The organism is Rhodococcus sp. 15-2388-1-1a, from assembly GCF_002259145.1.
Lineage (GTDB): Bacteria > Actinomycetota > Actinomycetes > Mycobacteriales > Mycobacteriaceae > Rhodococcoides.
The window spans coordinates 167,626-180,061 of sequence record NZ_NPFP01000022.1 but is presented as its reverse complement, the minus strand read 5'-3'; the positions used below and the strand labels follow the sequence as shown (position 1 = coordinate 180,061).

At 64.2% G+C, this 12,436-nt stretch carries 12 protein-coding genes and 1 riboswitch; of the genes, 3 read left to right on the top strand and 9 right to left on the bottom strand.

Going from position 1 to position 12,436, the window contains the following annotated elements; translation table 11 throughout:
• Positions 1-97 precede the first annotated feature (97 nt).
• The gene (locus CH302_RS15350) at positions 98-577 is read left to right on the top strand and encodes a MarR family winged helix-turn-helix transcriptional regulator (protein WP_037194479.1); all 480 of its coding nucleotides are present in this window, start codon (positions 98-100) and stop codon (positions 575-577) included.
• A 279-nt stretch (positions 578-856) separates the two neighbouring features.
• Positions 857-1,195 carry an STAS domain-containing protein gene (locus CH302_RS15345; RefSeq protein WP_230596416.1) on the top strand — a complete coding sequence of 113 codons (339 nt, stop codon included), beginning with the start codon at positions 857-859 and terminating at the stop codon, positions 1,193-1,195.
• A 152-nt stretch (positions 1,196-1,347) separates the two neighbouring features.
• Here the strand turns inward: CH302_RS15345 and CH302_RS15340 are convergent, their stop codons facing one another.
• The 3 genes from CH302_RS15340 to pruA form a co-directional block, all read right to left on the bottom strand.
• Positions 1,348-1,536 carry a hypothetical protein gene (locus CH302_RS15340; protein WP_037194480.1) on the bottom strand — a complete coding sequence of 63 codons (189 nt, stop codon included), beginning with the start codon at positions 1,534-1,536 and terminating at the stop codon, positions 1,348-1,350.
• Positions 1,537-1,641: 105 nt separating this feature from the next.
• Positions 1,642-2,586 carry a proline dehydrogenase family protein gene (locus CH302_RS15335; RefSeq protein WP_037194481.1) on the bottom strand — a complete coding sequence of 315 codons (945 nt, stop codon included), beginning with the start codon at positions 2,584-2,586 and terminating at the stop codon, positions 1,642-1,644.
• The gene (gene pruA, locus CH302_RS15330; RefSeq protein ID WP_037194482.1) at positions 2,583-4,232 is read right to left on the bottom strand and encodes an L-glutamate gamma-semialdehyde dehydrogenase; all 1,650 of its coding nucleotides are present in this window, start codon (positions 4,230-4,232) and stop codon (positions 2,583-2,585) included. Before pruA ends, CH302_RS15335 begins: the two co-directional genes overlap by 4 nt.
• A gap of 99 nt (positions 4,233-4,331) precedes the next feature.
• On the opposite strand from pruA, the gene CH302_RS15325 reads away from it, so the two are divergent.
• The gene (locus CH302_RS15325) at positions 4,332-5,903 is read left to right on the top strand and encodes a PucR family transcriptional regulator (protein WP_037194484.1); all 1,572 of its coding nucleotides are present in this window, start codon (positions 4,332-4,334) and stop codon (positions 5,901-5,903) included.
• Here CH302_RS15325 and CH302_RS15320 read toward each other — a convergent pair.
• The 6 genes from CH302_RS15320 to CH302_RS15295 form a co-directional block, all read right to left on the bottom strand.
• Complete coding sequence (locus CH302_RS15320) at positions 5,888-6,904, bottom strand: LacI family DNA-binding transcriptional regulator (RefSeq protein ID WP_037194486.1); 1,017 nt, start codon at positions 6,902-6,904, stop codon at positions 5,888-5,890. The two genes, CH302_RS15325 and CH302_RS15320, sit on opposite strands and share 16 nt — an antisense overlap.
• Before the next feature lie 74 nt (positions 6,905-6,978).
• Positions 6,979-8,319 (bottom strand): multiple monosaccharide ABC transporter permease, encoded by a 1,341-nt coding sequence (gene mmsB, locus CH302_RS15315; RefSeq protein WP_037194488.1) that lies wholly within the window; start codon positions 8,317-8,319, stop codon positions 6,979-6,981.
• The gene (gene mmsA, locus CH302_RS15310) at positions 8,316-9,854 is read right to left on the bottom strand and encodes a multiple monosaccharide ABC transporter ATP-binding protein (RefSeq protein ID WP_037194720.1); all 1,539 of its coding nucleotides are present in this window, start codon (positions 9,852-9,854) and stop codon (positions 8,316-8,318) included. Before mmsA ends, mmsB begins: the two co-directional genes overlap by 4 nt.
• An 8-nt stretch (positions 9,855-9,862) precedes the next feature.
• Positions 9,863-10,999: a multiple monosaccharide ABC transporter substrate-binding protein gene (chvE, locus tag CH302_RS15305; protein WP_037194490.1), complete on the bottom strand. Its 1,137-nt coding sequence runs from the start codon at positions 10,997-10,999 to the stop codon at positions 9,863-9,865.
• Positions 11,000-11,208: 209 nt separating this feature from the next.
• Positions 11,209-12,012, bottom strand: a complete 804-nt coding sequence (locus tag CH302_RS15300) for a hypothetical protein (RefSeq protein ID WP_037194493.1) — start codon at positions 12,010-12,012, stop codon at positions 11,209-11,211.
• Positions 12,013-12,044: 32 nt separating this feature from the next.
• A complete protein-coding gene (locus tag CH302_RS15295; RefSeq protein WP_037194494.1) occupies positions 12,045-12,359 on the bottom strand; it encodes a DMT family transporter in 315 nt (104 codons plus the stop codon).
• Between the two features lie 12 nt (positions 12,360-12,371).
• Positions 12,372-12,434: riboswitch (guanidine-III (ykkC-III) riboswitch) on the bottom strand.
• Between the last annotated feature and the right edge of the window lie 2 nt (positions 12,435-12,436).

Below are 12,436 nucleotides of genomic sequence, written 5' to 3'. Positions count from 1 at the left end.
CCACGGTCAAACAATCTCATTTACTTAGATATTAAGCAACTGAATCTCTTGCGGGCAGTAGTCTGACGATGACCGCAGCGAAGGAGTTACCACCGACATGGCCGACCGAAACCACCTCGAATCCGCGATTTCCGCGGATCTACGAGCGCTGTCGTCGGTCTCCGAACAGATCGGCCAAGTGTTCGGTGCTCTACACAGCCTGCGGCCCAACGACTTTCGTGCGCTTCTTCACGTCATGGTCGCCGACGTCGAGGGTGCGCCGCTGACGGCGGGGGAACTGGGCACGATGTTGGGGCTGTCGTCGGCGGCGATGACCTACCTCGTCGAGCGGATGATCACCTCCGGTCACATCCGCCGCGAATCCGACGCATCCGATCGACGCAAAGTCATTCTGCGATACGACGAGCACGGGATGGAGGTCGCTCGCGGGTTCTTCGGCCCCCTCGGCAAGCGCACGAGCACCGCGTTGGCAGACCTGCCCGATGATGATCTCGCCGCCGCGCATCGGGTGTTCGAAGCGCTCATCGGAGCCATGCGAGAACACCATGCCGACCTGGGAAACAGCGGTCGCGCGTAGGGTGCCTGCGCGGCGCGGTGTTCGAACCGCTGGTGGGCGGCCTGTGCAGAACCGATGCTGGACGCTGAGGCTGCCTGTGACGTAGGGTTGGCCCTGGTTGAGCTAACAGCCGGTCACGGGGAAACGCAGCGAAGTCGGCGTCCGGGTCAGGCAACATTCTGCTCCCGCTGCGTCAATCGGTTTCCCCCTCAGTTCGACCGATCGATGGGATCTGCCATGAGTGTTGAATCTTCAGGCAACAAAGTTCGAACCACCCCGGTGACAGTCGCGGAGAAGTCCGTGTCCGTCGCAGCAACCGGAGCAATCTTCACTGCGCACGACGGCCCCGACGGCTCACTCGTCGTCGCCGTCCACGGCGACATCGACATGCGCAGCGCGCCGATGTTCTCCGATTTCGTCTGCAGCCGCGTGTCCAGCAAACGGCATGTCACCCTCGATCTGCACAATGTCGAATTCTTCGGCATCGCAGGTCTCACAGTCTTCGATGCAGTCCGTGACTACACGGCCGGCATCGGCGCATCATGGTCGATCGTCGCCGGACGCTCTGTTTCGCGTCTGCTCCAGGTCGCCGATCTCGAGTCCACGATTCCGACGGCTCGTCCTACGAACGACCAGTAGTACCCCGGCGTTCATCGCCGCGACAAGAGGTGGGCAGCTCCAGTACCGGGGCTGCCCACTGTTCGTTCGAACCCCGATTCCACAACGGACGACCCTGCTCGACGGCATGGCCGTGGCTCAGGATCGTCCGAAAGTGTTTCGGCTCAGGCGAACTAGTCCTTGGTTCCTTCGGAGTCGCTGAAGAACGCCCACTCGCCGTCGTGCTCGACCTCGAGTCGCCACCCCAACTCCTCGTTGTCGGCGCGGCTGTCCTTGAACCAGGCGTGCGCGTCCTCGGAACTGGAGATGTCCTTGGTCTCGACAACGGTTCCGTGCGGATCGATAACTCTGTAATTTGCCATGCAGCCAGGGTGCCCCGATGTCGCAGAACCTAATCCACGCCAGAACGCCGAGAGGAAGCGGCGGCCGACTCCTGGGTGCGGGAATCGAGTACTTCGGTGAACCCGCTACGTACGCGAGAGCACCGATCGCGCGAAGAACATCAGATTCGCCGGACGCTCGGCCAGTCTGCGCATGAAGTAGCCGTACCACTGCGATCCGTACGGGACGTACACGCGTACGTTGCGCCCGGCGTCCACGAGTCGACGCTGCTCGGGATCACGGATTCCGTAGAGCATCTGGAACTCGAACTCCTCGGACGACCGTCCTGCGGCCGCCGCCAACCTGTCTGCCGCCTCGATCATCTCCGGGTCGTGCGAGGCCACCATGGGGTAACCGCGGCCGTTCATCAGGATCGTCAGGCACCGGAGGTAGGAGTCGGAGACCTCCCGTGCACCCTGAAATGCCACCGACGACGGTTCGTTGTACGCACCTTTGCACAGTCGGATTCGAGATCGCGGCCCGGACAGGTCCTGGCAGTCCGCTTCGGTGCGCCGCAGGTATGCCTGCAGCACCGTCCCCAGATCCGGAAAGTCCACGCGCAGTTCGCGGACGATCGACAGGGTCGAATCGGTGGTGGTGTGGTCCTCGGCATCCACCGTCACCCACACCCCGGCCGCAGTGGCAGCGGTGCAGATCGTTCGTGCGTTCTCCAGCGCCAGGGTTCGGTCGATTCCTTGGCCGAGCGCAGACAGCTTGAGCGAGATCTCCAGGGCTGTCGCATCGGCCCGGCGAGTCGAAAAGCGTTGTATCAGGGAGAGATACGCGTCCACGGTTGCTCTCGCCTGGCCTCGGTCGGTGGTGTCCTCGCCGAGGTAGTCCACCGAGACGAACCGGCCCGACGCCAGCAGGGCGTCCACTGCAGTGACGGCCGCAGGCTCGGATTCGCCTGCCACGAAACGGTCGACGAGGGATCGGGTGGCGCGTAGCCGCGTCACCGTCGCCTGCAGTTTCGGTGAACGTGCCGCCGCCAGCAGGGCAGGCCGCAGCGGATTGCTCAGTAGCGTGGTCATCGCGTGCCCTCGCCTTCCTGGTGTGGGTAGCCGTGGGTGGTCGGCGGAACGAACGTTTCCTTCACGGTGCGGGCCGAGGTCCACCGCAGCAGGTTCTGCGGCGAGCCGGCCTTGTCGTTGGTTCCCGACGCGCGGGCTCCGCCGAACGGCTGCTGTCCCACCACTGCGCCGGTGGGTTTGTCGTTGACGTAGAAGTTGCCTGCGGCGAATCGCAGTGCCGCATGGGCCTGTTCGACGGCGGTGCGGTCGGTGGCGATGACGGCTCCGGTCAGCGCGTACTTCGATCCGGAGTCGACGGCGCGCAGCGTCTCGGCATAGGCGTCGGGCCTGGCGTCGTCGTAGACGTGCACGGCGAGGATCGGGCCGAAGTACTCGGTGGTGAAGGCCTCGTCGGTGGGGTCGTCGCCGAGAAGCACCGTGGGGGAGACGAAGTACCCCTCCGTGTCGTCGCAGGTACCGCCGGCGGCGATGGTCAGGCTCGACACGGACTTGGCTCGGTCGAGAGCAGCTGCGTTGCGGTCGAACGCCTTTCGGTCGATGACGGCTCCGCCGTAGTTGGACAGGTCGGTCACGTCACCGTACTTCAACGCCGAGACCTGCTCGATGAACGTATCGCCCATCGAGGCCCACAGAGATTTCGGTACGAACGCCCGGGACGCTGCCGAGCACTTCTGTCCCTGGAAGTCGAACGCACCGCGAATCATGGCGGTGGTCAGCACATCCGGATCGGCAGAGCTGTGCGCGACGATGAAGTCCTTGCCGCCGGTCTCGCCGACGAGCCGTGGATACGAGTGGTAGTTCGAGATGTTGTTGCCCACCTCGCGCCAGAGCGTCTGGAACGTCGCGGTGGACCCGGTGAAATGGATTCCGGCCAGACGCGGATCGGCGAGGGCCACGTCGGACACCATCGGCCCGTCGCCGAGGACGAGGTTGATGACCCCCGGTGGCAGACCTGCGGCTTCGAGCAACTGGAGCGTCAGATACGCGGCCACTGCCTGGGTGGGCGAGGGCTTCCACAGCACGGTGTTGCCCATCAACGCGGGCGCGGTGGGTAGGTTGCCTGCGATGGCGGTGAAGTTGAACGGGGTGATGGCGTAGACGAAGCCCTCGAGTGGACGGTATTCGACGCGATTCCACACTCCCGGTGCCGATACGGGCTGCTCGGCGAGAATCTGCCGGGCGAACGTGACGTTGAACCGCCAGAAGTCGATCAGCTCGCATGGTGCGTCGATCTCTGCCTGGTAGGCCGACTTGGACTGACCGAGCATCGTTGCAGCAGCGATTCTTTCGCGCCACGGACCGGACAGCAGATCCGCGGCCCGCAGGAACACCGCGGCGCGCTCGTCGAAGGGGAGATCGCGCCATGCGGGGGCTGCTGTCGTCGCGGCGTCGATGGCGTCGCGCACATCCTGGTGGGTGGCCCCGGTGAAGCTGCCGATGATCGACGAGTGCTTGTGCGGTTCGACGACGTTCTCGACCGGGCCGTCGGCCCGGCGGTGAACCCCGCCGATGACCTGACGGATCTCCACGGGGGAGGAACGGAGTTCGCTCAGGCGGCTGTGCAAGCGGGCCCGTTCCGGGCTACCCGGGGCGTAGGTGTTGACCGGCTCGTTGGTGGGGGTCGGTACGGATGTGACGGCGTCCATGGCTGCTCCTCGTCTTCGGCGTGTGCTGCTCATTGAAGTCCGATCCGCTCGTCGTTCAATCAGCCCGTCGGCCAAAGAATTCGTGATCTACTTGTCCGTATGGCCAATACGGTGTCGCTGCGTTCGATGCTGACCTCTCTACACAGCGCCGTCGTCGAACTCGTCCTCGCGCCCGCGGGAACGGACATGGCCGTCGAGTCCGTCGCGCTGCTCGATGCCGACGACCTGCGGCTGCCTCCGGGAACTGCGTCCGACCTGACGCTGCTGGTCGGCGTGACCGAGGCCGATGTGGTGCGGTGGTTCGACGATCTCGCGTTGCGCCCCGTCGCAGACCGACCGCTCGCGGTGCTGACCAAAGTCGCAACCTCGACGGCGCTGTCCCACGGTGCGCGGGAGACGGGTATCGCATTGGTCGCGGTGCACCAGCAGACACGGTGGGAACTCCTGCTGTCGATGATGCGCGGAGTCCTGGACCAGGTGCGCGCCCAGAGCCCCGACGACGGATTGTTCGGAGCCGACACCGACCTCTACGAACTCGCGCAGACGGTGGCGTCACTGACGAAGGGCATGGTGAGCATCGAGGACGAGCGCTCACATGTGTTGGCCTACTCGGCATCCGACGACGCGGCCGACGAACTGCGGACCCTGTCTATTCTCGGACGTGAAGGTCCGGCCGACTACCTGCGCAGACTGCACGAGCGAGGGGTGTTCGATCGACTCCGCCGCACCGACGACGTGATCGACGTACCGGCCGATGCCGAACTGGGCATTCGTAGACGGCTCGCCGTCGGTATACGCCGAAGCTCAGGCAGCGCAACGACTCTCGGGACGATCTGGATACAGGAGGGCTCCGCCCCACTCGCCGCCGACGCCGACGCGGTACTGCGCGGTGCCTCGGCCGTCGCGGCCCGACTGATCACCCGCATCGCGAACGCCCCGACCAACGAGGCCCTGCAGATTCAGCGCCTGCTCGGGGCCAGGGGCGGCGGTGTCGACGTCCCGTCGCTGGCGTCGGCGCTGTCGATACCCACCTCGGGATCCGCGGCGGTCGTCGGATTCGCTGCCTGCGGAGAATTCGAGATCAGCGCCCTGGCACCGTCCATTCGACTGCATGCCAGCGCTTTTCGGCGAGACTCGTTGGTCACCATCATCGGTGAGAGAATCTACGCACTGTTTCCCGGGGTGGCGTCGGGCACGGGGATCGCGGCGTGGACCGCCGATGCCGTCGGGCGGATCGAGGCGCGTACCTCGCTGGCGCTGCGTGCCGCGGTCGCTGCGCCGATCGCCGATCTCGACGGGGTGGCCGTGGCCAGATTCGAGGTGGACCGAGTGCTCGACGGCACCACCGGCGAGGTGCGCGTCACGACGCTGGAAGAGTCGAGAACCTCGGTGTTGCTGGGCGAAATCCTGGAACTGATCACCAATCACGACCAGCTGCGAGACCCACGCATCACCGCCCTCGACCGCTACGACGCCACCAACGACTCCAGAATGCGCGAGAGTCTCGAGTTCTATCTGGCGTGCTTCGGCGACGTTCGGGCTGCCGCCGAGCGACTGCACATTCACCCGAACACCCTGCGCTACCGCATTCGACGCGTCGAGCAGATTCTCGATCTCGATCTCACCGATTCCGACGCACGTCTCCTCGTCGAGATTCAGTTGCGTATGTGAGCGCCGCCGGTGCTCGCTCGGATCACGAGGGTCGGTTCGATACTCGAACGCCTCGTGCTTCGGTTTCCGGTGTCGATCTGGTCGAGCAGAATTTCGACGCTTCGCACGCCGACGTCGGTGAATTCCTGGCGGATGGTGGTCAGGGGCGGCGAGAAGAATTCCGCGTCGGGAACATCGTCGAAGCCGACCACGCTGACGTCCTCCGGCACTCGCTTTCCGTGCACGTTCAGTGCGCGTAGCACCCCGAGCGCCATGGAGTCGTTGCCTGCGAACACTGCGGTGACGTCGGCGTTCCGGGCCAGTTCGCTGCCGGCCAGAAAGCCCGATTTCGCGGTCCAGTCGCCGCTGAGGGTCGCCGGTGGTTCCACGCCGGCATCCTCGTGGGCCATCCGCCATCCGGTGACGCGGTCGGCTGCCTCGTACCACCCCAGCGGGCCGGCAACGTGCCACACGGCGCTGTGTCCGAGCGAGAGCAGATGTTCGGTCGCGGCTCTGGCTCCGGCGATCTGGTCCACCGAGACGACGGCCAGATCACCGGCAGGCGAGCCCTCGACGGCGACCAGCGGGAGCTCCCCGGCCAGATCGGCTATGTCACCGCCGTCGGTTCGCAGAGGCGCGATGACGACGACGCCGTCGACACCCTGCTTCTGCAACCGGCGCACGCAGGTGATGATCGCCGACTCGTCGAACGAGGTGGGCACGCCGACCACCACGGAGTAGCCGGCGTGACGGGCTGCGTACTCGACGCTGTAGAGCGTCGACACCGGACCGTAGAGAGCGTTTCCGGTCCCCACGATTCCGATGGTCTTGCTGCGGCCGGTGACCAGAGCGCGTGCAGCAGTGTTCGGTCGGTACCCGAGCTCCGAGATCGCCTGAGCCACCTTGTTTCTCGTCGCTTCGGTCACGTTGGGATGACCGTTGATGACGCGGGAGACGGTTTGATGAGACACGCCTGCGAGCCGGGCGACGTCGGTCATGGCGGGTCCGCGAGTCGGTGTCATCTTTGCCGAGCCTCCCTTCCTGGTCGAAGACAATCACAGCATGCCCGGTCCTGCGGTGCCCGCGACCGTGTCGATTACGTGGGTGTGGTCACCGCAGAACCGGTCGTGGTGGGCGCAGGCTTACCGGGCTCGGCACCGGAGAACATCTCGGCAGGCACGGGCACCCCCAGATAGCTGCTCGGAGGCGCAGCCTTGTCACCCTTGTCACCCTTGTTGCCCTTGCCGCTCGCTGCTCGGCGCTTGGTCCAGATGTCGAACGCCACCGCGGCGAGGAGTACCAGGCCCTTGACCAGCTGAACGCGCTCGCTGGGCGAACCGATGAGGGACATTCCGCTGTTGATCACGGCGATGATGAGTCCACCGGTGAGCGCGCCGACGATGCGGCCGACGCCGCCCTGTACTGCTGCACCGCCGATGAATGCCGCCGCGATCGCGTCGAGCTCGAAGCCGTTGCCTGCGGTGGGGCCCGCCTGATTGAGGCGGCCGGCGAAGATGATTCCGGCGAGGGCGGACAGCACGCCCATGTTCACGAAGATCCAGAAGGTGACCGGCTTGACCTTGATGCCGGACAGCGATGCGGCGTGGATGTTTCCGCCGATGGCGTACACGTGCCGACCGAACACCGTCCGGCCTGCCAGCGTGGAGTAGCCCATCACCAGTACGGCGAGAAGGATCAGCACGTACGGCAGGTTCTTGAAGCGCGCCAGCTGTACGGCAATGGCGAGAACCAGGCCGCCGGCCAGAATCATCTTGGTCAGAAACAGTGGCATCGCGTCGACGGTCTGCCCGTACTTCTGCCGACCCGTCCGAGAACGCCACTGAGTGAACACGATTCCGGCAACGGCAAGGATCGCGACGAGCAGGGTGAAGATGTCCGCGCCGCCGAGCGGCCCGAGGCCCACGTTGCCCATGAAGCCCGGGAGGAAGCCGTTGGAGAGAGTACGTACGGGCCCGGGGAACGGTCCGATGCCCTGGTTACCGAGAACGATGAGGGTGACCGCGCGGAAGATGAGCATGCCTGCCAGGGTCACGATGAACGCCGGAATGCCGAAGTACGCAACCCAATAGCCCTGCCACGCTCCGATCAGACCACCGATGATCAGCGTGATGAGCACCGCGAGCGGCCACGGCACGTTCTGCTGGACCATCAGCACACCGGAGATCGCTCCTGTTGCCGCGACGACCGATCCGACGGACAGGTCGATGTGGCCCGCGATGATGATCACGACCATGCCGATGGCCAGGATGAGGATGTACGAGTTCTGGACCACCATGTTGCTGATGTTCTGCGGGACCAACAGTTGGCCGCCGGTCAGAACGGTGAACAGCAGGATGATCAACGCGAACGCGATGAATATCCCGCTCTGGCGGAGGTTTCGCGTGAGCAGCCCCCGGACGGTCGACAGCTGATTCATCGAAGTACTCCTGTTCCACGGGTCATGAGGTGCATGAGAGATTCCTGTGTCGCGTCCTCGCGAGTCACCTCGCCGGTGATCCGGCCTGCGGACAGCGCGTAGATCCGGTCGCACAGCCCGAGCAGTTCCGGTAGCTCGGAGGAGATCACCAGAACTGCCTTGCCCGCGTCGGCGAGACCGTTGATGATCGAATAGATTTCGAACTTCGCGCCGACGTCGATACCGCGCGTCGGTTCGTCGAGAATGAGCACATCGGGATCACTGAAGATCCACTTGCTCAGCACGACTTTCTGCTGATTGCCGCCGGAGAGCTTGCCGACCACGGCGGAGACGTTCGGTGCCTTGATGTTCATGCTCTTCCGGAAGCCCTCGGCAACCTTGTATTCCTGGTTGTCGTCGACGAAACCGCCGGTCACCAGTTTGTCGAGGGCCGCAGTGGAGATGTTGCGCTTGATGTCGTCGATCAGGTTGAGGCCGTATCGCTTTCGGTCCTCGGTCGCATACGCGATCCCGTGATGGATGGCATCGCTGACGGACTTGACGTGAATTTCCTTGCCGTACTTGTACAGACGCCCCGAGATGTCGATGCCGTAACTGCGTCCGAAGACACTCATGGCCAACTCGGTGCGTCCGGCACCCATCAGGCCCGCCAGGCCGACGATCTCACCACGGCGCAGCGTCAGATTCGCCCCGTCCACGACGGTCCGGCCGTGCTGGGTCGGGCTGTGTACGGTCCAGTCCTCGATGCGTAGAACTTCCTCTCCCACAGTGGATTCGTGGGGCGGGAACCTGTGCTCGAGATCGCGGCCGACCATCAGTGAGATGATGCGATCCTCGGTGACCTCCGGGTTGCGCATGTCCAACGTCTCGATGGTTCGGCCGTCGCGAATGATCGTCGTCCGGTCTGCGATGGCCGCGATCTCGTTGAGCTTGTGCGAGATGATCACGCACGTGATTCCCTCGTCTCGAAGACCGCGTAGCAGGTCGAGAAGATGAGACGAGTCCGAATCGTTCAGTGCCGCAGTCGGTTCGTCGAGGATCAGCAGCGTCACGTCTTTCGACAGTGCCTTCGCGATCTCGACGAGTTGCTGCTTGCCGACGCCGAGATCGCCCACGACGGAGACGGGGTTCTCCCGCAGCCCTACCCGGTTCAGTAGGGCTGCGGCCTCGGAGTTGGTGCGGTTCCAGTCGATGAACCCGCGTCTGGACCGCTCGTTGCCGAGAAAGATGTTCTCGGCGATGGACAGATGCGGACTCAGCGCGAGTTCCTGGTGAATGATGACGATGCCCTTGGATTCGCTGCTCCTGATATCGGAGAACGCGCACGGCTGACCGTCGAACACGATCTCTCCGTCGAAAGTTCCGTGCGGATACACACCCGACAGCACCTTCATGAGAGTCGACTTTCCGGCGCCGTTCTCACCGCAGATCGCATGGATCTCGCCGCGCTCCACCGTGAGCGTGACGTCCTGGAGCGCCTTCACTCCGGGAAACGTCTTGGTGATGCCGTGCATCTCCAGAATCTGGCTCGTCATCGCAGAACTCACTTCAATTGATCGTCGGTGTAGTAGCCGCCTTCGACCAGCAGCTGCTCGTAGTTGCCCTTGTTGACGATCTCCGGCTGCAGCAGGTACGCGGGAACGACCTTCTCGCCGTTGTCGTAGTCCGTCGTGTTGTTCGTCTCCGGCGTCTGACCGTCGAGCATGGACTGAGCCATCGAGATCGTGACTGCGGCCAGCTCACGGGTGTCCTTGTAGATCGTGGAGTACTGCTCGTCGGCGATGATGGACTTCACCGACGGAACCTCGGCGTCCTGGCCGGTGACGATCGGGTAAGGCTGACCGGCCGTTCCGTAGCCGTTGCTCTTGAGCGCGGAGAGGATTCCGATCGACAGGCCGTCGTACGGCGAGAGCACGCCCTGCACCTTCTGGCCCGAGGAGTACGTCTTGGTGAGCAGATCCTCCATGCGCTTCTGGGCGGTAGCCGGATCCCAGCGCAGTGTTGCAGCCGTCTCGAAATCGGACTCGCCACTGCCGATCTTCAGAGTTCCCTTGTCCAGGTACGGCTTCAGGGTTTCCATGGCACCGTCGAAGAAGAAGGTGGCGTTGTTGTCGTCCGGCGAACCGGCGAAGACCTCGATGTTCAGCGGGCCCGCGGGGGCGTCGGCCTTGTCGGTGCCGTCCTCGTTCTTCAGGCCGAGACCGACCAGAAGCGACGTGGCCTGGTCGACGCCGACCTTGTAGTTGTCGAACGTCGCGTAGTAGTCGACGTTGGGCGAGTTACGGATGAGGCGGTCGTACGCGATGACGCCGATGCCGTTGTCCTTGGCTTCCTGCAACTGCGTGGTGATGGCCGTGCCGTCCACCGAGGCCACGATGAGTAGCTTTGCGCCCTGGGTGATCTGGTTCTCGATCTGGTTGACCTGAGTGGGGATGTCGTTCTCTGCGTACTGCAGATCGACCTTGTAACCCTGGCCCTCGAGCGCGCTCTTGAGGTTGTCGCCGTCGGCGATCCATCGAGCCGAGGACTTCGTCGGCATCGTCACGCCGATCAGCGCGCCCGCCGTGCTCCCTCCGTCTGCCGGCTCGACGTCTGCAGTCTTGGTGCTCGATCCGCATGCGGTGACCGTGATGGCCAGTGCCACCGCGGCCGCGGCCATGGGTAGATGTCGAAACTTCATCGTTTCTCCCTGCTCGGTGAAATCAGATCTCGAAAGTGGTGGAGAGAGACCTCGTCTGTGCCTCACATCACATCAAGACGAAAGTGTGAGCGATAACATCGGCAATGTCAAAGATTATTTTCCGCAACCCCGCTCACCAGTGTGAGCGCTAACAATGCGTCGCCGCCACGAGCCCGAGAGGGCGCGATCTCAGAGGCCCGGCGGGGACGTCAGTGCAGTTCGTGAACCGACTGCTTACCGCTCTTGAGCCAACGACTCGGAAGCCGTCCGACCAACTCTCCCAGCGGGTGAACCGCAGCCGAGAGGATCTCGACGGAATCCTGCAGTATGTCGATCGAGATGCTCATCCGCTCGATGTTCGGTGCCACCGACGTCAGCGTTTCCGACAGCTTGACCAACTGATCGAGCGGACCGCCCTTGGCCGTCAGTCGCTCGATGGCACCGTCCTCGGCGAGAAGTGTTTCGAGGATGCCCTCCTCGGCGATGGCCCGCTCGATGAGTCCGTCCTGACGCGTGAGCACCTCGAGCGGACCGTCCTTGGCCGTCAGTCGTTCGAGCGGTCCGTTGGTGGCGGTGATGCGGTCCAGCAGACCACCTTCGGCGAGCAGTCGTTCGAGCGGGCCGTCCTCGGCGAGCAGTCGGTCCAACGGCCCGCCGGGAGCCAGGATGCGCTCGACCGGCCCGCCCGGGGACAGCAGTCGCTCGAGAGTGCCGTCCTCGGACGTGAGGCGATCGACGACGCCTCCCTGGGCGAGCAGGCGATCGAGCGGACCGCCTTCCTTGAGTGCGTTGCCCAGGGCGCGGTCGTCGGAGGTGAGCTGGCCGAGCTGGGCGAGCAGTTGCATCGTGCCGCCGCGCGGGTTGGCGAGCGAGGCGACACCTGCGGTGCCGGACGCACCGGTGGCCAACGCCATCCTGGTGGTCGCCAACGCGACCTCCGCGACGCCGATCGCCTGCTCGGCGATGGCAATTCCGGCGCGCGCAGGCAGTGTGATCGCTGACACCCAGTTCATCGTTTTACTGTAACTGCTCGTAGCTCGGAAAATCAGTGAAGAACCTTCAGTCCGACGACGCATCCGACGATGCCGACCAGAAGCGCAACCTTGAGCAGCGAGGCGGATTCGGCCCCGGTGATCATGGCGTACGTGACGGTGAGGGTGGCACCGATTCCCACCCAGACGGCGTAGGCGGTGCCGGTGGGCAGCGATCGCATCGCGATCGCGAGTCCGATCATGCTGAGCACCACCGTGACTCCGAAGACGACGGACGGTCCGAGTTTGGTGAAGCCCTCGGACTTACCGAGCGCTGTCGCCCAGACCGCTTCGAGGACGCCGGAGACGACGAGAATGAGCCAAGCCATGAGAGATCACTCCTTGCACCGTCTTGTCGCTGTTCGGGTACGGTGCGCTCGTCCGATTGTCGGAAGTGACTTGTACG

Excerpts from the sequence above, each read along its gene's own strand:
- chvE (WP_037194490.1), bottom strand. The coding sequence starts at position 10,999 with ATGAAGTTTCGACATCTACCCATGGCCGCGGCCGCGGTGGCACTGGCC.
- CH302_RS15340 (WP_037194480.1), bottom strand. The coding sequence starts at position 1,536 with ATGGCAAATTACAGAGTTATCGATCCGCACGGAACCGTTGTCGAGACC.
- CH302_RS15335 (WP_037194481.1), bottom strand. The coding sequence starts at position 2,586 with ATGACCACGCTACTGAGCAATCCGCTGCGGCCTGCCCTGCTGGCGGCG.
- mmsB (WP_037194488.1), bottom strand. The coding sequence starts at position 8,319 with ATGAATCAGCTGTCGACCGTCCGGGGGCTGCTCACGCGAAACCTCCGC.
- CH302_RS15295 (WP_037194494.1), bottom strand. The coding sequence starts at position 12,359 with ATGGCTTGGCTCATTCTCGTCGTCTCCGGCGTCCTCGAAGCGGTCTGG.
- CH302_RS15300 (WP_037194493.1), bottom strand. The coding sequence starts at position 12,012 with ATGAACTGGGTGTCAGCGATCACACTGCCTGCGCGCGCCGGAATTGCC.
- CH302_RS15350 (WP_037194479.1), top strand. The coding sequence starts at position 98 with ATGGCCGACCGAAACCACCTCGAATCCGCGATTTCCGCGGATCTACGA.
- CH302_RS15325 (WP_037194484.1), top strand. The coding sequence starts at position 4,332 with ATGGCCAATACGGTGTCGCTGCGTTCGATGCTGACCTCTCTACACAGC.
- mmsA (WP_037194720.1), bottom strand. The coding sequence starts at position 9,854 with ATGACGAGCCAGATTCTGGAGATGCACGGCATCACCAAGACGTTTCCC.
- pruA (WP_037194482.1), bottom strand. The coding sequence starts at position 4,232 with ATGGACGCCGTCACATCCGTACCGACCCCCACCAACGAGCCGGTCAAC.
- CH302_RS15320 (WP_037194486.1), bottom strand. The coding sequence starts at position 6,904 with ATGACACCGACTCGCGGACCCGCCATGACCGACGTCGCCCGGCTCGCA.